This is a genomic window from Listeria valentina (assembly GCF_011800755.1).
Lineage (GTDB): Bacteria > Bacillota > Bacilli > Lactobacillales > Listeriaceae > Listeria > Listeria valentina.
In genome coordinates this window covers 15,761-38,823 of sequence record NZ_JAATJW010000021.1, presented here as the reverse complement: position 1 = coordinate 38,823, position 23,063 = coordinate 15,761, and the positions used below count along the sequence as shown (strand labels likewise).

Below are 23,063 nucleotides of genomic sequence, written 5' to 3'. Positions count from 1 at the left end.
CATATAAAAAACTCCTAGATTTAATCTAGGAGAATATTTTTTATATTTCCTCTGTCTACTTGACAGAGAGTGGTTCATATTCTTTGTAGGCTTTCTTTTTTTTGTGCTAAAATAGGAGAGCAAAAATGGTTAACAGAGAGGTGCTGAAAAGAATGAAACGCATAGTGATCATCGGCGGTGGACTTTCCGGTTTATCGGCGGCTTATACGCTTCACAAGATGGGACAAGAAGATATAAGTTTTGATTTATACGAAAAAGAATCACATTTTAACGGGAAATTTGAAACAGTGAAACGCGACGGGTTTTTAATTGAGAAAGGCCCTGACTCGTTTCTTGCAAGAAAAAAAGCGGGGGTTCAGTTAGTTGACGAACTTGGACTTAGTAGCGAACTCATTGCAAATGCAACGGGGAGGTCCTTTATTTATAACGGCAGCGGGTTATTTCCGATTCCAGAAGGCTCGGTTATGGGGATTCCGACGGATGAAACGGCGCTTGCTGCGAGTAAATTAATTTCGGAACCTGGAAAAGCATACGCCCTACAAGAAAAAACACGCCCGTATCAGCCGATTCAAAACGATACTTCACTGGGGGAATTCTTTGAAGCGCGCTTTGGGAAAGAGCTTGTAAAAGGCTTAATCGAACCTCTTTTATCGGGGATTTATGCTGGAAACATCTATAATATGAGTTTGCGAGCGACTTTTCCACAGTTTGAGAAGGCGATTGAAAAAAGTGGTAGTTTAATGACAGGCTTGCAGGAGCCGGCACAGGTCAATATGCAAACAACGGGAACGAAAAATACGGTGGGAGCTTTTAGGACTTTAAAAAACGGACTTTCCGAACTGCCGAATGCGCTTGTTGGGGCACTTCCAAGTGATTCCTTGCATGCTGGGAAAGAAGCGCTCAAGCTAGAACGAAAGGGGACTGGCTACAGCATTTTGTTCGCAGATGGTTCGCGGGAGGAAGCGGATGCCGTCTTGATTGCGGCAACACACGATGTGGTGCTTAAGCTTCTGGACGTGGATACGGCTGCTCCATTTGAAAATCGTCCACTTTCTACACTTGCAACGATTTCACTTGCTTATGAAAGTACTGATGCGGCTTCTTTAAAAGAAGGAACGGGCTACTTAGTTTCGCGTACTCACGATTACCGGACGACCGCATGTACTTGGGTACACAAAAAATGGCCGCATATGGTTCCAGATGGGAAAATGTTATTGCGTGGCTTCATTGGAAAAGCTGGCGAAAATTGGATCGAAACGAAGTCAGATCAGGAATTAATCGATATAGTTTTGGCTGATTATAAAGAAATGATGGGGCTAACGGAAATCCCTTTGTTTGCGGAAGTGAGCCGAATGCCGCACGCGATGCCACAATATGATGTGGGGCATTTAGAGCGACTTGCGACATTTAAGAAGAACCTTGCTATGAACTATCCCCGCGTGCATGTTGCTGGAATGAGCTATGATGGCGTAGGAATTCCCGATTGTATCAGACAAGCAAGAAATGCGGCAGAACAAATGGCTGAAGAGGTGAATAAAGTTGATTAAAGGAATCGGACTCGATATGATAGATTTAGATCGAGTGAAGGCGGTTCTGGAACGGAACCCACGCTTCGTTGAACGGATTTTAACACCAAAGGAAGAAGCGCTTTTTCAGGGCTACAGGGGGTCTAGGCAAATTGAATTTCTGGCAGGGCGTTTTGCCGCGAAAGAGGCATATGCAAAAGCAAGTGGAACTGGATTCGGCAAGGAATTGAGCTTCACAGACGTTGAAATTTTAACGGGAGAAAATGGGGAGCCTTGTTTCATGCAGCCAAGGAAGCAAGGGGAATTTGTTTTTGTAAGCATCACCCATACAGGGAGGTCAGCAGCAGCACAAGTGATTATTGAAGCAAACGAAAGGAGAAGCTAGAATCATGAGTGAACTGAGAACGTATACAGGTGTGCATCGCCCAACATGGATTGAAGTGGATTTAAAGGCCATCCAAGCGAACATTCGAAATGAACAACAACTTTTGCCCGCTGGAACGGAAATTTTTGCTGTCGTAAAAGCAAATGCTTATGGACATGGTATTTTAGAAGTCGCAAAAGCCGCGGAACAAGCAGGAGCCACGGGTTTTTGTGTGGCTATTTTAGATGAAGCTCTTTATTTGCGGGAAGCTGGTTTTACGTGTCCAATCTTGGTGCTTGGCGCGATTTTTAAAGAAGATGCAGCCTTCGCGGCCGAGCAAGATATTTCCATTACCATCTACAATGAAGAGTTTTTTGAAGGATTGTCTCTTCCGGACAAGCCACTTAAATTGCATGTGAAAGTAGATACGGGAATGGGAAGGCTTGGTTTTCAAACGGAAAAAGAAGTCTTTTTCGCTATCGAACAGATTGAAGCAGATCCTCGGCTTGAATTCGAAGGAATCTACACGCACTTTGCAACAGCTGACCAAAAAGAAACAAGCTACTTTGAAAAACAACTGCATAAGTTTCGTTCTGTACTTCTCAAGCTTGATCAGAAACCCCGATATGTGCATGCGGCGAATTCCGCGACTGCACTGCTTCACGCACAAGCAGATTTCAATATGATTCGGTTCGGCATTGCAATGTATGGTCTTACGCCGTCTGTCGAGATTGCAGATTCGCTTCCTTATGAGCTTAAAGAAGCTTTGTCGCTTTATACTAAAATAGCGCAAGTGAAAAAATTGCATCCAGGAGATCATGTGAGTTACGGGGCAACTTATGAAGCGAAACAAGAAGAATGGGTTGCAACGCTTCCAATTGGTTATGCAGATGGATGGCTTCGCCTGTTTAGCGGTTATCAAGTATTAGTGAACGGCACGCCCGCTGAAATTATCGGCCGAGTATGTATGGATCAAGTCATTATTCGATTAGATCGCTATTATCCAGTGGGAACGGTTGTGACATTAATTGGACAAAGCGGTTCTTTAAAACGGACTGCAACAGACGCTGCAGAGTATCTTCGGACCATTAATTATGAAATTACCTGCGCGCTTTCGGCTCGTGTCCCAAGAAAATACTTGGACTAAAACCGCTATCCGTGCTTTTCCAGTAAAAGGCGTTTATAATGAAGAGGCAAGGACCTTCTAAGTGCATCTGCGTCAGCCGGATTACCTGAATGTATGGTTGGAAAATTTGATTTTCGGCTGAAAAAAAACGAGAAATTGCTTTTCTAATAACTCTTAGAATGGTACGATAGATACATGGAGCAAGATGGTATCAATGCAACTTTGGGGGTGTAAGAGGTGTTAGAAAAAAAACAGCAAACAGAGATTTCTGTATCTCTAACACAAGATTTGCTTGAGGAACTTGATTTATTTGTGCAAAAAGAAAAAGTGGAGCGGAGTGAAGTAATCATGGAAGCGACGCAAGAATTTTTGAAGCGTAAAAAAGCGCGCGAAGTTCGTGTAGAGATGGAACAAGGCTACATTGAAATGGCAAAAATCAATTTTGCAATTGCTTGCGAATGCACCCATGCAGAGTCAGAAGCAGAACATAAGAATATCGAAATATTAGGAGGTTAGGCCGTTGGTTAAGCGTGGTGATGTTTACTACGCAGATCTTTCCCCCGTGGTCGGGAGCGAGCAGGGGGGAACGAGGCCTGTTCTCATCATTCAAAACGACATTGGAAATCGTTTCAGTCCAACTGTAATTGTCGCAGCGATTACTGCGAAAATTCAAAAAGCAAAACTGCCAACGCATATTGAAGCTACAAAAAAAGATGGCTTTGATCGAAATTCTGTGATTCTGCTTGAGCAAATTCGAACAATCGACAAGCAGCGATTAACAGATAAGATCACACATCTGGATGATGAATTAATGGAGAAAGTAAATCACGCCTTAGAAATTAGTCTAGGGATGATCGAATTTTAACCAGTATCTATTCGTTTATCGTGAGAGATGAAAAGTGCGAATTGAGGATGATGGAGAAGGGCAGAACCTGCGTAGGAAATTTTGAATGACAGGTTTTATTCGGGTTAAGTACATATTTTAGATTTGCTCACATAATGAATGTCTGATTTACCTGGCATAAGAGACAAGAACTTTAGGTTCAGATAGGCTTGTTTTCTTTTGTCAGGTTTTTTCAAACAAAAAACAGTAAAGAGGGAAGAAAGAGAGGCGTAGCAGAACAGCATGTATTCAGATTTTGCCGATTTTATTCGCGAAAACCAAGCAGAACTTTTAGAAGCTTGGATCAGAGAAATGAAAAAGCAGGAAGATCCAAAAATTGCAAGCGTTGCAACTGACGAAATGTATGAAGAAACAACACGAGAATTCATCGATTTATTGGTAAGCAAAATAGATGGAACCGAAAATCAAGCTGAATTTCACGGAAAACTGAAAGACTTCGCTGAAAAAATAGTACTACTTGGTTGGCCGATTCACTTCATCACGACAGGCATTCATAACTTTGCTTTGCTTACGTATAAGGGAATGCGCGGAAAAGAGCTTTTCTTTAAACGTGAAGATAATCCGGAAGATGATGCTTACTATCGTTTTGAAAAGTGGCTTGCTTCGATCTATAACAAAATTGTAACTGCTTATGCAGAAACTTGGGAAAAAACGGTATCGCAACAAAGGCAAGCCTTGCAGGAATTATCGGCACCACTTTTGCCGATTTTTGATAATATTTCTGTCATGCCACTTGTAGGTACAATAGATACAGAACGCGCCAGACAAATTATGGAGAGTTTACTTGTTGGTGTTGTGAAGCACCGTTCAGAAGTGGTGCTAATTGATATTACGGGTGTTCCCATTGTAGATACGATGGTCGCTCATCATATTATTCAAGCGGCAGAAGCTGTTCGCTTAGTTGGCTCAAAACCTATGCTTGTTGGAATCAGACCAGAAATTGCTCAAACGATTGTTAATCTTGGTATTAACTTAGAGCAGCTGATTACAACAAACACCTTGCAGAAGGGAATGGAACGAGCACTGGCTTTAACAAATAGAGAAATAGCACAAAAAGAGGGGTGAAACTATGGGGATTCCAATTTTAAAATTAGGCGAATGCTTACTTATCTCAATTCAAAGTGAGCTTGATGACCATACTGCAGTTGAATTTCAGGAAGATCTTCTTGCGAAAATTCATGAAACATCGGCACGCGGTGTTGTGATTGATATTACTTCAATTGATTTTATCGACTCTTTCATTGCAAAGATTCTAGGTGATGTAGTCAGTATGTCAAAACTCATGGGGTCGCGTGTAGTTGTCACGGGAATACAACCTGCTGTAGCCATTACACTGGTTGAGCTCGGAATTACTTTTGAAGGAGTTCTTTCGGCTATGGATTTAGAAAGTGGCTTAGAAAAATTAAAACAGGAATTGGGGGAATGAAAATGACATTCCAATCCTGTGTAAGAATAACAGATGAATGGGACATAGTTTCTGCTAGGCAATTAGGGCGAAACATTTCCAAAGAAATTGGGTTTGGTACGGTAGATCAAGCCCGGATTACAACGGCGATCAGCGAATTAGCCCGAAATATTTTCTTATATGCAAAAACGGGAGAGATTTGCATCTTGAAAATTAATGAAGCAGGAAGACTTGGTTTAAAGATAGTCGCTAAAGATCAAGGACCAGGAATTTTAGATATTCGGAAAGTTATGCAAGATGGGTATACAACATCAGGTGGACTTGGAGCAGGCCTTCCAGGTGTGAAGCGATTGATGGATAGCTTTGATATCGAATCTAAAACAAGCGGAGAAGAAAAGGGAACGATTATTACAGCAATGAAATGGATACGGTAATAACGGGGAGGCTTTAAGTGATGAATGAGCAATTTGAGGCGAAGTATGACGAGATTTTAATGGATTACTTAGAGCATCAAGACGAAGCCATTTTATATGACTGTGAAAAATTAACAAAAGAAGCCATGGATCAGAGTATTCCGCCTGAAGAAATTATCAATATTCATCGTTCTGCCCTTGAAAAATATGATAAGAACATGCCTGATTATGTTAAAAAGTCATTTGATGTTTTACTAGAGACAATGGTTGGCTATGGACTTGCTTATTTAGAACATATCAGTTTGCGAACAGAACAGCGTGCTTTAAAAAATGAAATTGAACAAGCGGAATCGATGCAAAAAACACTTCTTCAAGCGGATTTGCCAACAGGCACCGAACTCGATTTTGGTGTTATAAGTAAGGCTGCCAGACAAATGAGCGGGGACTACTATGCGTTTTTGGATTTAGATGGTAAAAAAGAAAATATCGGCATCGCACTTTCTGATGTCATTGGAAAAGGCATCCCAGCAGCATTTAGCATTTCGATGATCAAATATGCGCTTCCCGGAATTGCGGAGGAACATGAGGATCCGAGCTATGTGCTAAAGCTACTTAATAAGGTGGCAGAAGAAAACATTAATGACAATATGTTCATCACGATGTTTTATGGGGTTTACCGGAAAGCGCTACATCGATTTGAATATGCTTCTGCAGGACACGAAGTAGGTGTTTTTTATGAAGCGAAGACGAATCGTTTTTCCGATTTATATGCTCGAGGCTTGCCGCTTGGCATTAATAAAGAAGTCGAGTATCGAAAGTTTGAAAGAGCAGTCGCACCCGAGGATGTGATCTTTATCATGTCAGATGGTGTCACAGAGACGCGAACGTATGAGGGCTTTTTAGAACGACCGGAACTGCTCACTATTTTTGAAAAATACATGAAGCTAGAAGCGCAGGAAATGGCTGATGCAATTTATGAACATCTGCTCAAGTTGCAAGACTTTAAGCTTCATGATGATTTTACTTTAATTGTAATTAAACGAAAAAAAGAAGTTTGAGCGTTGTCGAGATCGGGTAATGCCACTCGTATACCAATTTTTAATGAGGTGACAAAAAATGAAGATCAATATCGAGATAGTAGATAGAGGCGACGAGCAAGTCGAAGCTTTTATCTCAGGAGAAATAGATGCCTACACAGCACCAAAATTGAAAGAAGCACTTGACGGTTATCAAAATAGAGAGAACTTCACGCTCAAAGTCGATTTATCCGATGTTGGTTATATGGACAGCACGGGTTTAGGCGTTTTTGTTGGTCTCTTTAAAAACTTGCGAACGAAAAACAGTGAGCTCATTCTTATTGGACTTTCTGAAAGGTTGTATCGCTTGTTTGAAATTACTGGACTATCAGAAATCATTGAAATTAAAAATATAGAAGGTGAAACGAATGGCAACATATGATAAAATCGAGCTAAATGTGCCGGCCAAGCCTGAATTTGTAAGTCTTGGAAGGCTGGCCCTCTCTGGAATTGCTAGCCAAGCAGGTTTTTCATATGAAGTAATTGAAGACCTGAAAATTGCAATCAGCGAAGCCATTACGAATTCTATTCGCCATGGATTCAAGGAAAAACCAGATGGGGAAGTAAAAATTGAATTCCATATTTATTCGGATAAACTGGATGTAATTGTGAGCGATAAAGGAAAAAGTTTTGATCCGGAAGCCAAAAGAAAAGAAAGTGGACCATATGAAGCAGATGAAGATGCGAATTTGATGCGAATCGGTGGACTGGGTCTGTTCTTGATTGAAACTTTAATGGATGATGTGAAATTTTATTCGGAAGACGGAGTTTCCGTTTTAATGACTAAATATATTAATGAAAAGCAGGTGGAGGAGAATGCAGAAAGTGTCTCAACCTGATAAGGAAAAAGTTTATGAATGGATCGAAGCGTTTCAGAAGACAGGGGATGAAGAAGCCCAATATCAACTTGTCGTTCATTATAAAAATTTAGTCGAATCCATTGCGAGAAAATATTCACAAGGGAAATCTTTTCATGAAGATCTCGTTCAAGTAGGAAACATCGGATTACTTGGTGCGATCAGAAGATATAATCCCGAATTTGGCAAGAGCTTTGAAGCTTTTGCTGTACCAACGATTGTTGGTGAAATTAAACGCTTTTTACGTGATAAAACATGGAGCGTTCATGTACCGAGACGGATTAAAGAACTCGGACCTAAAATTAAAAATGCAGTCGAAGAATTAACACGGGAGATGCAAGATTCTCCACAAATTTCGGATATCGCCGCTTATATTGGTGCTTCTGAAGAAGAAGTCCTTGAAGCGATGGAAATGGGAAAAAGCTACCAAGCGCTTTCCGTCGATCATTCCATTGAAGCGGATTCGGATGGGAGCACGATTACACTTCTCGATGTTGTCGGAAATGATGATGGTGGCTTTGAGCAAGTGAATCAGCGCATGTTGCTCGAAAAGGTATTGCCTATTTTGGATAGTCGCGAACAAAAAATTCTACAATATACGTTTATTGAGAACCGTAGCCAAAAAGAAACGGGTGAACTGCTGGATATTTCGCAGATGCATGTTTCTAGAATTCAACGTCAAGCGATCAAAAAGCTGCGCGAAGCCTTGCAAAATGAGGAAGTGGACTAACTATGTCGAGCATTATCAAGACGTATGTTGAGTTGTTTACGTTCCAGCGGTCCAAGGCTTTGCAGCAGTACTCAGGGGATATGTATTTTTTTACGGAATTACCTGATAATGAATTTCTATGCGTTTTAGCAGATGGGCTTGGAAGCGGAATTGAAGCACATCAATCGGCAAAAGCTGTGATCGATGCGGTGAAAAGCGATCCGGCAGAGGAACTCGATTTGCTGATGGAGAAGTGCAATCAAGCCGTTTCCGGGCTTAGAGGGGCAGCAGTGGCTATGATTCGGGTTAATTTTGATAAACAGACGCTTACATACACAGGAACCGGGAATATTCGCTTTTATTTTATGGAAGCTGCAGGGAAAATGAGTTTTCCGCTTTCGACGATGGGCTTTTTATCGGGGAGAAAGCAACTTTTTAAACTCAAGCAGTTCCACTATCTGCCGGGCAGTAAATTCCTGATTCACTCGGATGGACTTAAGCTTCGGAAGGTTCGATCATATCTAGATAGCTCGCTGAATGCTTTACATACGGGCCATCGGATTGAACGTCAAATTGCAAGCGTTCCCGAAGATGATGTTAGCTTTATTGTTGGGAAATTTTTAGATTGATTCAAAACTGCCACGGATAAGTGGCAGTTTTTTGCTTCATGAATAGTACAATGATAGAAATGAGGAGAGAAACCAAATGGAACAAAGTGTGATGCCTTTTATTTATAAAAAATTAGCTTATAAACAAACGCAAATTGATGCGGTGATCAAATTGCTTGAAGATGGAAATACGGTTCCTTTTATTGCGCGTTACCGGAAGGAAAATACGGGCAGCCTGGATGAAGTGGCGATTCGCGAAATTGAAGAAACGTATGATTATGTACTGAAACTGGAAACGCGGAAAGAAGAAGTTTTGCGGTTGATTGAAGAGCAAGGGAAATTGACCGATGAGTTGCGGGAACAAATTATAAAGGCGGACCAACAACAAAAGTTGGAAGATTTATACCGGCCGTATAAGCAAAAGAAAAGAACTAAAGCGACGATCGCGAAAGAACAAGGTCTTGAACCGCTTGCGAAATTTTTATGGACTTTTTCAGATGCGAGTGTGGAAGAAGAAGCGAAAGGCTATTTGTCTGAAGAAGTTGCCGATACGAAAGCGGCGCTACTCGGGGCACACGAAATTATTGCGGAAGAAATTAGCGATCAGCCGGAATACCGGGAATGGATTCGGAATTTCACACGGAAATTTGGGATGATTCATACGGAGAAAAAGAAAAATGCTGTGGATGAAAAAGCGGTTTATGAAATGTATTATGAGTATCAGGAAATGATTCAAAAAACAGCGCCTTATCGTGTGCTCGCTTTTAATCGCGGGGAAAAAGAAGATGTACTTCGCGTTTCGATTGAAATTGATGCGACTAAAATTCATGCTTACTTGGAAGAACATAATTTGCCCAAGAAGGAAAATGAATCGGTCGTGCTTGTGCGGGAAGCGATTTGGGATGCTTATAAGCGCTTTATTGCGCCAGCTGTGGAACGTGAAATTCGTTCGGAGCTGACAGAAATGGCAGAAGATCATGCTATCGAAATTTTTTCGCTGAACTTACGAAAATTGCTACTTCAACCGCCGCTTAAAGGGAAGGTGATTCTTGGCGTCGACCCGGCTTTTCGGACCGGCTGCAAACTCGCGGTTCTTGATCCTACCGGAAAAGTTCTAGAAATTGGCGTGATTTATCCACATACTGGAAAAGGGCGCGTACCGGAGGCGAAAGCTAAAGTGACGGAGCTTTTGAAGCGGTACGGTGTCGAAGTGATCGTGATTGGGAACGGTACGGCTTCGCGTGAGACGGAACAATTTATTGCGGATTTGCTACATGAAACGGGGAGTGACGCGCTTTATACGATTGTTAATGAAGCAGGGGCTAGTGTTTATTCGGCGAGTGAAATTGCTCGTGAAGAGTTTCCTGATTATCAAGTGGAAGAGCGGAGTGCGGTTTCTATTGGAAGACGTCTCCAAGATCCGCTAGCAGAACTTGTGAAAATTGATCCTAAATCGGTTGGTGTGGGCCAGTATCAACATGATGTTTCTCAGAAAAAACTGAGCGGTGCGTTAACCTTTGTTGTAGAAACGGCTGTTAACCAAGTAGGCGTGAATGTGAACACGGCTTCGGCGGCGCTTTTGCAATACGTAGCTGGTTTAAATAAAACGGTAGCCAGCAATATCCGCAAATATCGTGAAGAAAATGGTCCATTCGCTGCTCGAACAGAACTCAAAAAAGTGCCACGCCTTGGTGCGAAATCTTACGAGCAAAGTATTGGTTTCATGCGAATTCTTGAAGGAAAGAACCCACTCGATAAAACCGCGATTCACCCAGAGAGCTATAAAGCGGCAGAACAGTTAATCAAGAAACTCGGGTTTACGCTTGATGCGATTGGGACGGCTGAGCTAAAAGCTGAACTGCAGCAAGCAAATGTACTCGAAATGGGGCAAGAGCTTGAAATCGGAAAAGAAACCCTTCAGGATATTATTCAGGATTTGATTGCGCCAGGACGTGATTTACGTGATGAATTGCCACAACCGATGCTCAAACAAGATGTCATCAAGATGGAAGACTTGAAGCCGGGGATGCAGCTTGAAGGGACCGTTCGGAATGTGGTCGATTTTGGCGCTTTCGTGGATATTGGCGTTAAACAAGATGGGCTCGTTCACATTTCGAAACTGAGCAAATCGTTTGTGAAGCGACCAATGGATGTTGTTTCCGTTGGCGATATCGTAACCGTTTGGGTGGATGAAGTAGATTTGAAGAAAAATCGGATTGCCCTTTCGATGGTTGCACCAAAGGATGCGTTATAAAATGGAAAATGCGGAACTGCAAGCTTTGATGGAAAACGTTTCGCAAGAAAATTTCGGGAAGCCTTTCCGCCATCAAGCACGATTTAATGCGCGCCTGCGCACAACAGGTGGGCGTTATCTACTTCGTTCGCACGACATTGAAATGAATCCAAGCTACCTCACCACGTTTGGCGAGACAGAATTCATCCAAATTATGAAACACGAGCTCTGCCATTATCATCTCCATTTGGAAAATCAGGGTTATAAGCATCGTGATGCAGATTTTCGGAATTTACTGCGTCAAGTGGATGCGCCTCGGTTTTGCAAGCCCATTGAGCGGGAAACGAAATTGCATGAATATTCATGTGTGCAATGTGAAACTAAATTTATGCGGCAACGTAAAATGAATGAAAGTCGCTATCGCTGTGGGAAATGTGGCGGGAAGCTTGCTTACTTGGGCAGGAAAGTGGTTATGCAAGGGAGTTTCAATGAAAAGTAAAATTCGGCAAGAAGAAGGTTGTCTTTGCGAGCTTTTTAGCTCGAAGGAACAGTACTTTTTCTTGCTTTTTTAATTATTCATTATTATAATGAGAGTAGATTTATTCCACAGTAGCTCAGTGGTAGAGCAATCGGCTGTTAACCGATCGGTCGTAGGTTCGAGTCCTACCTGTGGAGTTTTTACTTTTGTGGAGAAATACTCAAGTGGCTGAAGAGGCGCCCCTGCTAAGGGTGTAGGTCGTTCGCGCGGCGCGAGGGTTCAAATCCCTCTTTCTCCGCCATTAATTATGTAAAACGAAGCTTTGCCTTTCTCGAGGTAAAGCTTTTTAGTTGCGCCGCTAAAAGATAAGTTTTACGTTGCGGTGCCGCCGATTTACTGATACACTTAAGAAAGTCTAATAAACTAGGAATGAAAAAGAAGGTGAACATAGATGGTTAAACCGGTAGTAGCGATTGTAGGCCGTCCAAATGTCGGCAAATCTACTATTTTTAACCGGATCGTCGGAGAGCGTGTTTCGATCGTTGAAGATGTTCCGGGAGTGACAAGAGACCGAATTTATAATACGGCTGAATGGCTTGGAAAAGAGTTCAATATTATTGATACGGGAGGGATCGACCTTTCGAATGAACCGTTTTTAGAACAAATACGTGCCCAAGCAGAAATTGCGATTGACGAGGCAGATGTCATTATTTTTATCACAAATGGGCGTGAAGGCGTCACGGATGCGGATGAGCAAGTGGCAAAAATTTTATATCGCTCGAAAAAACCTGTTGTTTTGGCAGTAAATAAGGTCGATAATCCTGAAATGCGCGATCAAGTGTATGATTTTTATTCGCTTGGTTTTGGAGAGCCTTACCCGATTTCGGGGTCGCATGGGCTTGGCCTTGGGGATTTGCTAGATGAGGTACGGAAGCATTTTCCAAGTGAAGAAGAAACGGAATATGATGATGATGTTATCAAGTTTTCCTTGATTGGTCGTCCAAACGTTGGAAAATCCTCGCTTGTTAATGCTTTTCTTGGAGAAGATCGCGTGATCGTGTCTGATATTGCGGGAACAACGCGGGATGCGATTGATACGAGTTACAGTTTTGACGGGCAAGAATATGTGATGATCGATACAGCAGGGATGCGAAAAAAAGGCAAAGTCTATGAAACCACTGAAAAATACAGTGTGCTACGAGCCATGCGAGCAATTGAACGCTCGGATGTTGTTTTAGTCGTCTTAAATGCCGAAGAAGGGATTCGCGAACAAGATAAACGAATTGCTGGCTATGCACACGATGCCGGTCGAGCAATCATTATTGTTGTAAACAAATGGGATGCGATTGAAAAAGACGAGAAAACAATGAAGGCTTTTACAGAAGACATCCGGGAGCAGTTCCAGTTTTTGGATTATGCACCGATTGTTTTTGTGTCCGCTAAAACGAAGCAACGATTAACGAACATTTTCCCACTGATTAATCAAGTAAGCGAAAACCACTCGCTTCGAGTGCAATCTAGCATGCTGAATGATGTTATTAGTGATGCGGTTGCTATGAATCCAGCTCCAATGGATAAGGGTAAGCGACTAAAAATCTTCTATACGACGCAAGTAGCGGTGAAGCCGCCTGCATTTGTTGTATTTGTGAATGAACCTGAACTAATGCACTTTTCATATGAACGCTTTTTGGAAAATCGAATTCGTGAGGCATTTCCGTTTGAAGGAACTCCAATTCGTGTAATACCACGTAAACGCAAGTAAGCTTTTAGGAGGATGATTTTCGTGATGAAACAAAAAGTAGCTGTTTTGGGAGCTGGAAGCTGGGGAACAGCGCTTGGAATGGCTTTAAGTGATAACGGGCATGATGCGGTGCTTTGGGGAAATCGTGAAGAGATTGTAAATGAAATCAACCAAGATCATCACAATTCACACTATTTAAAAGAAATTCAATTGCCAAATGGACTTAGTGCAACGCTTTCACTTACAGAAGCACTAGCTGATGCGGATTTAGTCGTATTGGCTGTTCCGACAAGCGCCATGCGTGAAGTGGCACGTGAAGTGGATGCGGTTCTTTCTGAGCCACAAATCATTGTGCATGTTAGTAAAGGAATTGAGCCTGAAACCAATCTACGCATGTCTGAAGTGATTGCTGAAGAAATTTCCCTCGAGAAGCGAAAGGGGATCGTCGTTCTTTCTGGTCCAAGTCACGCGGAAGAAGTGGCTGAAAGGCATCCAACCACACTTTGTGCAAGCTGTGAAAATGATGAGCTTGCGGGCATCGTCCAAGATGTATTTATCAATAACAACTTGCGAATCTACACGAATCGAGATGTTGTTGGGGCAGAAATTGGCGGGGCTTTGAAAAATATTATTGCGCTTGGCGCTGGGATTTCTGATGGTCTTGGTTACGGAGACAATGCGAAAGCAGCACTCATGACTCGCGGAATGGCTGAAATCACGCGTCTTGGAGTTGCTGTTGGTGCTGATCCGCAAACGTTTTATGGGCTTACAGGAATTGGAGATCTCATCGTCACTTGTACAAGTGTCCACTCACGCAACTGGAGAGCTGGAAATAAGCTTGGACAAGGCGAGAAACTGGATAAGGTACTTGCTGACATGGGAATGGTTGTTGAAGGCGTTCGGACGGCTAAAGCTGTGTTTGGCTGGGCTAAGGAGCTTAAGATCGATATGCCGATTTCAAAAGCTATCTATGAAGTCCTATTTTCGGATAAGGATCCTGCAGAAGCTGTGGATTCACTAATGGGACGGAAGAAAAAAGAAGAAAAAGAGACTTTTTGACTTAAAACCTTTCACGGCTCGTAAGCCGTGAAAGGTTTTTTTATGGATGAAGATTTGTCAAAGTTGTGTCAAAGAGGCTGAGAAAGGTGTATTTTTACCGTTCAATTTTAATTCGTTTATGAAAAAATTTATAGGATTATGCTAAAATGAAAAAGAATGAAGGAGGCTGTTAAACATGAATGTAATACGAGAGGATAATCACTATCTGATTTCTTGGGAAGTGGACGAAGCGCCTACTGGAACAGTGCTTTATGAGAGCTTTCACCCTGGGAAAGATGAAACGGCAAACGAGCTAGCAGTCATTCAAAATGGAGAAAACTCCTTTCAAGCGATGATTGAGCCCGAGAAGCGAACTTATTTTATACTTGAAAAGCCGAATGGAGAAATGAAAATAGCAGCTGAGCGAGTGCTAGACGTGCCAGATGTATTTAATTTTCGTGATTTAGGCGGATATGTAAACCGTACTGGGAAAAGTGTGAAGTGGGGAAAACTCTATCGTTCTGGTAGCCTTGCTAAACTTACAAAAGCGGGTGAAAATCAGTTGAAAGAGCTTGGAATCCACTGGATTTGCGATTTGCGCAGTGCAGCAGAAGTGAAAGCTGCACCAACACCTGCTATTTCGGGCATTTTAAATGAAAATATTCCTATTGGCGCAGCCAAAAACGAACTAAGTGAAGAAACCAAACTGGAGCTTCCTGCTGATGAAACGGTTTATGAGCCGCTTATGGGAGATAGTTATAAGGTTTTTGTTCACTCTACAAGTGATTATTTCACTATTTTTAATGCGTTACTCAAGCCACAAGGAACTCCTTTTTTATTCCACTGTACAGCTGGAAAAGATCGGACGGGAATTCTCGCTGCGCTTTTGCTCCATTTGCTAGATATTCCGGAAGAAACGATTTTTCAGGATTATGCGATCACCAATCACTTTACGGAGCAAATTCTTGAAGAAGTGGGGGCGCTTGCAAATTCATTTTCGGGACAAGAGAAACAAGTGACGCTTGAAACTTTCAGACCGATGGCAGAGGCGCGGCCAAGTTATTTGACAATTGCTTTTGATGAGATGAAACGAACTTCTGGTTCTGTCGATCTGTTTTTGGAAAATGAAGTAGGGATTACACCTGAAATGAAGCAAAATTTACAAGCTCAGTTGTTAGAATAAAGTAGGCGCAGAAACCTATAGTTTTCAGGTAATGAGCTTATTTTTTGCGTATTTTTTATGAAAAAAGAACCATTTTTTCGCGAAAAGGTGGTTTTGCTTGCTATTCGAGGACTTCCCAGTTAGTATATTGGGTAACAGGTTGGTACTATCACGTTTAGGTGTTTATTTTTAAACGAGTTAATGTGAAGATTTGGTGTCAATTTGGGGTTAAACCTTGCAGTATCAATGATTATGTGATAATCTTTTATCAGAAATACTGCAAAAGCGTGTTTTAGAGCCGTTTCGGTCTTAATGGAGCAGAAAATCTCTTACAGATAAAGATAGTTTGGGAAAATAGAAAAACCAAATAATAATTAAGACCTGATTATTTTGGATTATCCTTTGAGGGAGGTGAAATAAACAATGGCAAACAAAACTGATTTAGTAAATAGCGTAGCTGAAAAAGCGGAACTTTCTAAGAAAGATGCTGCTAAAGCTGTAGAAGCTGTTTTTGAAACTGTTCAAGAAAAACTTTCTAAAGGCGAAAAAGTTCAACTAATTGGTTTCGGTAACTTTGAAGTTCGTGAACGTGCTGCTCGTAAAGGTCGCAACCCACGTACGAAAGAAGAAATCGATATCCCAGCTAGCAAAGTGCCAGCATTCAAACCTGGTAAAGCGCTTAAAGATGCTGTGAAATAATTACATACAACTTTAAGCCAACTAGCTGCCCGCTTGCACGTCTGTGCAAGCGGGTTTTTTGTTGGCTAAGTTCAACTTGGATGGGAATAAATTTGGTGAAAATAAATTTTCAGTTTTTTCACTAAAAACACATAAAAGAATTGTAAAAGCCGTTCATTTAAGTTATTGTTATTATAAGGGGTTGGCTCGTTTTTGAAAGTAGGTGGCAAACATGACAGATCAATTTTCAGAGGATGAAATCGTTTACGGGGATTCTTGGGGGCTTGTGCACCGTGGCGTTTTAGAAGATCGCGAAATTGAAAGAATGAAAGCGCTGCGAGACAAAGTGTACGGTAAAAACGGTGTTGCTGTGACTACCATGAAACCTATCGGACGTGTTGAAATAGAAGGAGAAGTTTATGAAGCGCGACTTGAAAACGGATACTTGGACGTACGCACGCCAGTAACGGTTATTGGAATTGATTTTGGTTATTTGTTAGTAAAAGAATTAAAAATGGAGGCGAAGTAAATGTTTTCAGGATCGTTTATTGTTATTGCGGTAGTTGTTATACTCTTTCTTATTGTATTCTTTTCACTTGTCCCAATCGGACTGTGGATTAGTGCTATTTCCGCTCGAGTACCTGTTGGAATCGGGACGTTAATTGGGATGCGGCTACGTCGCGTGGTTCCTTCACGCGTTGTAAAACCACTCATTAAAGCGGTTAAAGCTGGACTTGAACTAGAAGTGAATCAACTTGAAAGCCACTATCTAGCTGGTGGGGATGTTGATAATACGGTTGACGCGCTAATTGCAGCGCACCGAGCAAATATTGAACTTGATTTTAGTCGTGCTGCTGCGATCGACCTTGCAGGACGTGACGTGTTAGAAGCTGTGCAAACTTCGGTTACGCCAAAAGTCATTCGGACACCAGAATTTACTGGGGTGGCTCAAAATGGGGTAGAAGTAAAAGTTATTACGCAAATTACGGTTCAATCTAATATCGAACGCATCGTCGGTGGTGCCGGAGAAGACACAGTTATCGCCCGTGTTGGGGAAGCCGTTGTTTCGACAGTTGGGGAAACACGTGAACACACGGATGTTCTCGAAAACCCAAACAGCATTTCTAAAAAAGTCCAAGAACAAGGTCTTGGAGATGGAACGGCTTATACCATTCTTTCGATTGATATTGCAGAGATGCGCATTGGTGATAATATCAAAGCGAAACTAGACATCGAAAAAGCGAATGCGGATATGGAAGTGGCTCAAGCAGCAGCTTCGAAACGTAAAGCGGAAGCGATTGCGCTTGAACAAGAAAACCGTGCCGCAGTTGTTGCAGCAGAAGCAGAAGTACCTCGTGCGATTGCAACGGCTTTTGAAAACGGTACGCTCGGCGTGATGGATTATTATAAGATGGAAAACGTGCAATCAGATACACATATGCGTGATTCTATTGCTGGAGACAATAAGCCAGAATTTCATGAGTAAGAAAGAAGGTGTCTCACATGCCATTTAATTTAGAAGACTTTTTTGATAATATATCGGGGTTTATTCCCGTTTTGATTATTGTGGGTGGCGCTATTCTGTCTCTTTTCTCTAGACAAGAAAAGAAAAAAACCGGTACGAACAACAAACAAGCGCCCAAGAAAAAACCGGTGGAGTCTCTCCAAACTCGTGTCGAGAAGTGGAAACAACCTGTTTCTTCTGGAACATTCAAAGTGGGAGAAACAAAACCTAAACAAACCGCCAAAAAAGTTGTGCGAGCCGACACGCCGAAAGCACGAGATGTTTATCGTGAAGAGGCAGAGCGGCGCCAGAAAGTGTCTAAGACTCCAGTTGCTGTTAGTGAACCAAAGCCAAAGAAACGAGCTGAGAATGCTCTAAATGGCCTTGATTTGAAGCGAGCGATGGTGATGAAAGAAGTTTTGGATAAACCGGTGGCTTTACGCAAGAAGTAACGCTTGCATGGTGAGGGCCATTTATAGTATAGTTATATTGTAAATTCATACAAACTGACCCGCTTAAGGGGAGTAGCAGAAATAGCTGTGTCGTCAATACGAGATCATTCTCCGGCGCAGTTAGCAATTTGAAAATTGTTTGCAAGACCTTACGTTTCTTTCGTGAGGTCTTTTTGTATCAAGTTAAAGGAGGAAAACTGTGAAAAAATTTATTTCAATCTTACTTGCTGCTGGATTAGTATTTAGTCCGCTTGGGGGAACCGTTTCAAACATGGTATTGCCGACTAAATATGAACAAGTGAAAGAAGCAGATGCGAGAGGTTATCGCGCACCTATGCGTTCATTCAAATCCAATAACAATGGTATCAATCGTTCCAATGTTAACCGTTCGCAAATGAATAACAACATGATGGGTAAAGGAAAAAATAGTTTCTTTAACGGTCGTGGTTTAATGGGCGGTTTAATGCTTGGTGGACTTGCTGGATTACTTTTTGGCGGGCTTCTTGGCAATATGGGAGTTTTTGGTAACATTTTTGGCTTGATCATTAATTTACTGGCGATCTTCCTAGTGATTCGTTTGATCATGTTCTTTTTCCAAAGAAGAAAAAATCACGGAACAGAACCAGCTGCACAAAGTACAGGCCGTGATTCGTTTAATAGAGCACGACACGAAACTATCCAAGCTGGGACAGAAACGACAACACGTGAACGTGAACAAATCCTCGATGAAGGAAATATTTCCAATGCGGTGATTGCGTTCTTTACAAATGAAAAAGGCTTATCACTTGATGATGTTCAAGTTGTTTTAACATATGATGACAAAATTGGCTTTGGAGCAGATGTTATCCAAAATGACCAAGTTATTCAGTCACTCGATCATTTTTCGCTCATTCAAGCGATTCGTTACTGGGCAGAACATTTTGCACATATGGATCCAAATATGGGCTTAACGCTAGAATACTCAGAACAAGACGGGATTTATGCAGTAGTAACTGAATAACGATTTCGAAAGGAATGACTAACGGATGCATTTAGCGAAGCATGGAGACACGATTGAGCTTTTTCATGAAGATGGAAACTGGAAACTCAAAAAAGAAACTGGCTTTTCACCTATTCAAATGACTGTTGCGGCAGCGGCTGCTTGTAGTGGTTACGTCTACGCTAAGATTTTGAAGAAAAAGCGAATTTCCTACGAGCATTTGGAAATAGAAGTGGACTATACGCAAAATTTGGATGCAGCCGTACATGTGATTCAGTCAATCGATATTCACTTCGAGCTAGCAGTAGCAGCTGAGCATCAAGAACAAGCTGAGAAAAGCTTGAAGCTCGTCAAAAAAGGTTGCCCCGTTGTTCAAAGTTTAAATCCAGAGATTCAAATTACGGAACACGTAAAGTTTGTTTCGAATTAATTCTTAAAGAAGGTGGGTAGATTTTATACTACTCACCTTCTTTTTTATCCTCCAGAAATTTTTAAATATTCATTAGAATTATGCCATAACATCTAAATCAAAAGTCCTTTTTCGGATGAAAGCGTATACAATGAAATTAGTTCGAAAGTTTTTCGTTTAGCCGAAAAGTATGAAATTCGACTTAAATAATATAAAAACTTTTACAGCGTTTTCAAAATACGTATAATGAAGGTAGAGGATGATGATTATATGTTTTTCAATATGAAGGGGGTAGTTTTAGATGTTGTTTGAGAAAATGGAGAAATATGATTATGAGCAAGTAGTTTTTTGCCATGATGAGGCTTCTGGACTAAAAGCGATCATTGCGATTCATGATACGACGCTTGGTCCTGCGCTTGGGGGATGCCGAATGTGGCCATATGCAACAGAAGAAGAAGCCCTGGAAGATGTTTTACGGTTAGCGCGCGGTATGACTTATAAAAACTCAGCTGCGGGACTCAACTTAGGGGGAGGAAAAACAGTCATCATCGGGGATCCGAAAAAAGATAAAAGCGAAGCCCTATTCCGCGCCCTTGGAAGATATGTGGAAAGCTTAAATGGACGTTATATTATTGCAGAAGATGTCGGCACGACCGTTCAAGATATGGATTATATGCACGAAGAAACAAGACACGTTACAGGCGTTTCAGAAAGCTTTGGCTCATCAGGGAATCCAAGTCCGCTCACAGCACGTGGCATCTATGCGTCGATGAAGCGGACTGCCAAAGAAGTTTTTGGAAGCGATTCCTTGGCAGGGAAAAAAGTGGCCGTTCAAGGCGTTGGAAACGTAGCGTTTGCCTTATGCGAAATGTTATTTGAAGAAGGTGCAGAACTTACCGTTACAGATATTAACCAAGAAGCGGTGGACCGGGCGGTAGAGAAATTTCGGGCAACTGCTGTAAAGCCGGATGAGATTTATCAAGTAGATGCCGATATTTTTGCTCCGTGTGCCCTTGGCGGCATTTTAAATGATGATACAATTCCACAGCTCAAGGTAAAAGCCGTTTGCGGAAGTGCCAATAACCAGTTATTAGACATTAAACGTCACGGGGAAATGCTTCATGAACGTGGGATCTTATATGCACCTGATTATATCGTCAATGCAGGGGGAGTCATCAATGTAGCGGATGAGTTAAATACTTATAACGCAGAACGTGCCAAACAAAAAATTGATGAAATTTATGGGCAAATCGGCAAAGTGTATGAAATTTCAGCGCGCGAAGGAATTATTCCAGCAGAAGCAGCTGATCATATGGCTGAAGATCGGATTGCAACTATGAAACAAGTACACAGCACTTTCTTTGCTCGTTCGTAAGATTTATAAAAGGGAAAACGAGAGTCCGAATTCGGGCTCTCGTTTTTGTATTGACTGGAAGCAAAAGCTAAAGATGGTTAAGAAAAATCTAAATATTTCTAAAGAGTATTGAGATGGGCTAATAAGCTGTGCTAGAGTAAAGAAGAAATACGCATAACAACATGAAAAACCACGAAAGGAAGCGTGAATGAGTGACGACGAATCAGAAAATATTACTTCAACTTTTATTTTTTTTAAGCATCGCAAGTTGCATGGCCATTTATTTTGCCGAACAAACAGGGCAATATAGCACCAATTTTCTCTTCCAACAAATCTTGTTTCTTGCCATATCAAGCGCTGTTTGTTTTGTTCTATCTAAATGGGAGCTCAAGTCCATCCAAAAATGGCTATGGCTCATTTATCCAATTTTTATTCTCCTTTTGCTTGGCTTACAGTTTACAACCGAAACAAACGGAGCCCGCCGCTGGTACAAATTGCTCGGTTTTTCCTTCCAGCCCACTGAAATTCTCAAAAGCTTCTTTATTTTGGCGCTCGCCGCCGTAGCCGTACGATACGAGAAAAAACCAGCCAAGCAGATTCTTGCACTTACAATTACGGCTGTCCCCATTTTATTTTTGATTTTTCGCGAACCTGACCTAGGAAGTACGATCGTGTATTTTGTGACGTTTTTCGCCATTTTGCTCATCGCGAATGCCTCCAGAAAATGGATTTTCACTTTGCTTCTGAGCGCCTTTACCGTTTTTAGTGCCATTTTCTATGTCGTTTTTTATCATCTAGAATGGCTCCGAGTAGTCGGACTTGAACCCTATCAATTTGCACGCATCCTAAGCTGGATCGACCCATCAAGTGATCCGAGTGCTTCCTATCAAGTCAACCTTTCCTTAGTCGCAGTAGGTTCAGGCGGAATGAGCGGCCGATCTGGTCAAATTTACATCCCAGAAAGTCACACCGATATGATTTTCAGCACGATTGCCAATCAATTTGGATTTATCGGCGCGAGCCTTTTGCTATTTTTATTCTTGCTGTTTATCCAAGTCTTAATCCGACTCGCACTAGACGCCAAAACGCGCTTTTCAGTATACATCTACACCGGTTTTGCCGTTTACTTTGCCTTCAACATCTTCGAAAATATCGCGATGACGATCGGACTGATGCCCCTTACTGGAATTCCGCTTCCCTTCATCAGCTACGGCGGCTCTTCCGTACTCGGAAACTTCATCGCAATTGGCATCCTGCTCGCGGTTAGCCGATATGAAAAGGAATACGCGCAAAGTCTTTCTTCCAATTAGACAATCCAATCGGATGTGTTAAAATGAAGGAGAGAGTTCAAGAAGGGGATTTTGCACGTATGGCGAATTATATTAATAAAGAAAAACGAGCAATTGATTTTGATCCATTTGAACTGCCAGTTATTGCTTTGCCAGAAGTGATCGCGGTTTCCTTTGAGCCAAAAACGGAGCGCGCATTACTCATCCGAATTGCAGATCAAGGAAAAGATTTTACGAAACTAAGACATCCTGAATGGTATCAAGATATTCTTGAAATTCATTTTAATGATATTAACGAAGCCGATGACTACTGGGGACTCAGTCAAAAAGAAAAAGAAGAAATGAAGCTGTTCAATGAAAGACATGCGGAAATCATCTACGACTTTATTGATCGCAATCCTGATCATGGCCAAATCGTGGTTCACTGCAATGCTGGAATTAGCCGCAGCAGCGCCGTTGCGATGGGTATTGCGGAGCACTATCATGACAAAGATACCCTGCAAAAGTTAAGGGAAATCAAACGTTATTTGCCCAACCCGCGGGTTCTTGCCATCATGCGTGGTGAAAAATATTTGCCAGAAGATTAATAAAAGCAACCTCCAAATTCAGTTTGGGGGTTTTTCTATTGCCTTTTTGTTAAAAAAACTACTGTTTTTAGACAAATCTCACATATCTGAGTTTGCGTGCTATTAAGATTGTTCTTTTAAAAAGGATTTTGGATTTTTGATGTTATAATGACGTGGGGGAAAATCGTCCAA

General features: G+C 41.7%; 27 protein-coding genes and 2 tRNA genes. All 29 read left to right on the top strand.

What is annotated here, in order from left to right:
- Window positions 1-152: 152 nt before the first annotated feature.
- The 29 genes from hemG (at window position 153) to HCK02_RS06830 (ending at window position 22,892) form a co-directional block, all read left to right on the top strand.
- Window positions 153-1,547, top strand: coding sequence for a protoporphyrinogen oxidase (gene hemG / locus HCK02_RS06970; RefSeq protein ID WP_167629371.1), 1,395 nt, complete (start codon window positions 153-155; stop codon window positions 1,545-1,547).
- Window positions 1,540-1,911, top strand: coding sequence for a holo-ACP synthase (gene acpS, locus HCK02_RS06965; protein WP_167629369.1), 372 nt, complete (start codon window positions 1,540-1,542; stop codon window positions 1,909-1,911). The genes hemG and acpS overlap by 8 nt, the downstream gene beginning before the upstream one ends.
- Window positions 1,912-1,915: 4 nt before the next feature.
- Window positions 1,916-3,037: an alanine racemase gene (gene alr / locus HCK02_RS06960; protein ID WP_167629367.1), complete on the top strand. Its 1,122-nt coding sequence runs from the start codon at window positions 1,916-1,918 to the stop codon at window positions 3,035-3,037.
- Between the two features lie 216 nt (window positions 3,038-3,253).
- On the top strand, window positions 3,254-3,532 hold the full coding sequence (locus HCK02_RS06955; RefSeq protein WP_167629366.1) for a CopG family ribbon-helix-helix protein: 279 nt from the start codon (window positions 3,254-3,256) through the stop codon (window positions 3,530-3,532).
- A gap of 4 nt (window positions 3,533-3,536) precedes the next feature.
- Window positions 3,537-3,881 (top strand): type II toxin-antitoxin system PemK/MazF family toxin, encoded by a 345-nt coding sequence (locus tag HCK02_RS06950; RefSeq protein ID WP_115751838.1) that lies wholly within the window; start codon window positions 3,537-3,539, stop codon window positions 3,879-3,881.
- A 261-nt stretch (window positions 3,882-4,142) separates the two neighbouring features.
- Window positions 4,143-4,985 carry an RsbT co-antagonist protein RsbRA gene (locus HCK02_RS06945; protein WP_167629364.1) on the top strand — a complete coding sequence of 281 codons (843 nt, stop codon included), beginning with the start codon at window positions 4,143-4,145 and terminating at the stop codon, window positions 4,983-4,985.
- 4 nt (window positions 4,986-4,989) lie between these two features.
- Window positions 4,990-5,346, top strand: coding sequence for an STAS domain-containing protein (locus tag HCK02_RS06940; protein WP_167629362.1), 357 nt, complete (start codon window positions 4,990-4,992; stop codon window positions 5,344-5,346).
- Between the two features lie 2 nt (window positions 5,347-5,348).
- Window positions 5,349-5,759, top strand: coding sequence for an anti-sigma regulatory factor (locus HCK02_RS06935; protein ID WP_167629360.1), 411 nt, complete (start codon window positions 5,349-5,351; stop codon window positions 5,757-5,759).
- Between the two features lie 20 nt (window positions 5,760-5,779).
- Window positions 5,780-6,796, top strand: a complete 1,017-nt coding sequence (locus HCK02_RS06930; RefSeq protein ID WP_167629358.1) for a PP2C family protein-serine/threonine phosphatase — start codon at window positions 5,780-5,782, stop codon at window positions 6,794-6,796.
- A gap of 58 nt (window positions 6,797-6,854) precedes the next feature.
- Entirely contained in the window at window positions 6,855-7,196 is a 342-nt protein-coding gene (locus HCK02_RS06925) for an STAS domain-containing protein (RefSeq protein ID WP_167629356.1), read from the top strand.
- Window positions 7,183-7,653, top strand: a complete 471-nt coding sequence (rsbW, locus tag HCK02_RS06920; protein ID WP_167629354.1) for an anti-sigma B factor RsbW — start codon at window positions 7,183-7,185, stop codon at window positions 7,651-7,653. Before HCK02_RS06925 ends, rsbW begins: the two co-directional genes overlap by 14 nt.
- Window positions 7,631-8,401: an RNA polymerase sigma factor SigB gene (gene sigB / locus HCK02_RS06915; RefSeq protein WP_167629352.1), complete on the top strand. Its 771-nt coding sequence runs from the start codon at window positions 7,631-7,633 to the stop codon at window positions 8,399-8,401. Before rsbW ends, sigB begins: the two co-directional genes overlap by 23 nt.
- Window positions 8,402-8,403: 2 nt before the next feature.
- A complete protein-coding gene (locus HCK02_RS06910) occupies window positions 8,404-9,009 on the top strand; it encodes a PP2C family serine/threonine-protein phosphatase (RefSeq protein WP_167629350.1) in 606 nt (201 codons plus the stop codon).
- Window positions 9,010-9,085: 76 nt separating this feature from the next.
- Entirely contained in the window at window positions 9,086-11,242 is a 2,157-nt protein-coding gene (locus HCK02_RS06905; protein WP_167629348.1) for a Tex family protein, read from the top strand.
- A 1-nt stretch (window position 11,243) separates the two neighbouring features.
- On the top strand, window positions 11,244-11,720 hold the full coding sequence (locus tag HCK02_RS06900) for a SprT family protein (RefSeq protein WP_167629346.1): 477 nt from the start codon (window positions 11,244-11,246) through the stop codon (window positions 11,718-11,720).
- Window positions 11,721-11,824: 104 nt separating this feature from the next.
- Window positions 11,825-11,896, top strand: a tRNA-Asn gene (locus HCK02_RS06895).
- 13 nt (window positions 11,897-11,909) lie between these two features.
- Window positions 11,910-12,000, top strand: a tRNA-Ser gene (locus HCK02_RS06890).
- Between the two features lie 150 nt (window positions 12,001-12,150).
- Window positions 12,151-13,461 (top strand): ribosome biogenesis GTPase Der, encoded by a 1,311-nt coding sequence (gene der / locus HCK02_RS06885; protein ID WP_167629344.1) that lies wholly within the window; start codon window positions 12,151-12,153, stop codon window positions 13,459-13,461.
- A gap of 21 nt (window positions 13,462-13,482) precedes the next feature.
- Complete coding sequence (locus HCK02_RS06880; RefSeq protein ID WP_167629342.1) at window positions 13,483-14,499, top strand: NAD(P)H-dependent glycerol-3-phosphate dehydrogenase; 1,017 nt, start codon at window positions 13,483-13,485, stop codon at window positions 14,497-14,499.
- A gap of 175 nt (window positions 14,500-14,674) precedes the next feature.
- Window positions 14,675-15,661 carry a tyrosine-protein phosphatase gene (locus HCK02_RS06875; protein ID WP_167629341.1) on the top strand — a complete coding sequence of 329 codons (987 nt, stop codon included), beginning with the start codon at window positions 14,675-14,677 and terminating at the stop codon, window positions 15,659-15,661.
- A 402-nt stretch (window positions 15,662-16,063) separates the two neighbouring features.
- Window positions 16,064-16,339 carry an HU family DNA-binding protein gene (locus HCK02_RS06870; RefSeq protein WP_036072540.1) on the top strand — a complete coding sequence of 92 codons (276 nt, stop codon included), beginning with the start codon at window positions 16,064-16,066 and terminating at the stop codon, window positions 16,337-16,339.
- Between the two features lie 211 nt (window positions 16,340-16,550).
- Entirely contained in the window at window positions 16,551-16,847 is a 297-nt protein-coding gene (locus tag HCK02_RS06865) for an NfeD family protein (protein WP_167629340.1), read from the top strand.
- Entirely contained in the window at window positions 16,848-17,804 is a 957-nt protein-coding gene (gene floA, locus HCK02_RS06860) for a flotillin-like protein FloA (RefSeq protein WP_115751853.1), read from the top strand. It abuts the gene before it with no gap.
- A gap of 17 nt (window positions 17,805-17,821) precedes the next feature.
- Entirely contained in the window at window positions 17,822-18,274 is a 453-nt protein-coding gene (locus tag HCK02_RS06855) for a hypothetical protein (protein WP_167629339.1), read from the top strand.
- A gap of 199 nt (window positions 18,275-18,473) precedes the next feature.
- Window positions 18,474-19,274, top strand: coding sequence for a DUF2653 family protein (locus tag HCK02_RS06850; RefSeq protein ID WP_167629338.1), 801 nt, complete (start codon window positions 18,474-18,476; stop codon window positions 19,272-19,274).
- A 25-nt stretch (window positions 19,275-19,299) separates the two neighbouring features.
- The gene (locus tag HCK02_RS06845) at window positions 19,300-19,683 is read left to right on the top strand and encodes an OsmC family protein (RefSeq protein ID WP_167629337.1); all 384 of its coding nucleotides are present in this window, start codon (window positions 19,300-19,302) and stop codon (window positions 19,681-19,683) included.
- A 280-nt stretch (window positions 19,684-19,963) separates the two neighbouring features.
- Complete coding sequence (locus tag HCK02_RS06840; protein ID WP_167629336.1) at window positions 19,964-21,037, top strand: Glu/Leu/Phe/Val dehydrogenase; 1,074 nt, start codon at window positions 19,964-19,966, stop codon at window positions 21,035-21,037.
- Window positions 21,038-21,228: 191 nt separating this feature from the next.
- Entirely contained in the window at window positions 21,229-22,326 is a 1,098-nt protein-coding gene (locus tag HCK02_RS06835) for an FtsW/RodA/SpoVE family cell cycle protein (RefSeq protein ID WP_246215545.1), read from the top strand.
- 59 nt (window positions 22,327-22,385) lie between these two features.
- Window positions 22,386-22,892 carry a dual specificity protein phosphatase family protein gene (locus HCK02_RS06830; RefSeq protein WP_167629375.1) on the top strand — a complete coding sequence of 169 codons (507 nt, stop codon included), beginning with the start codon at window positions 22,386-22,388 and terminating at the stop codon, window positions 22,890-22,892.
- Window positions 22,893-23,063 lie beyond the last annotated feature (171 nt).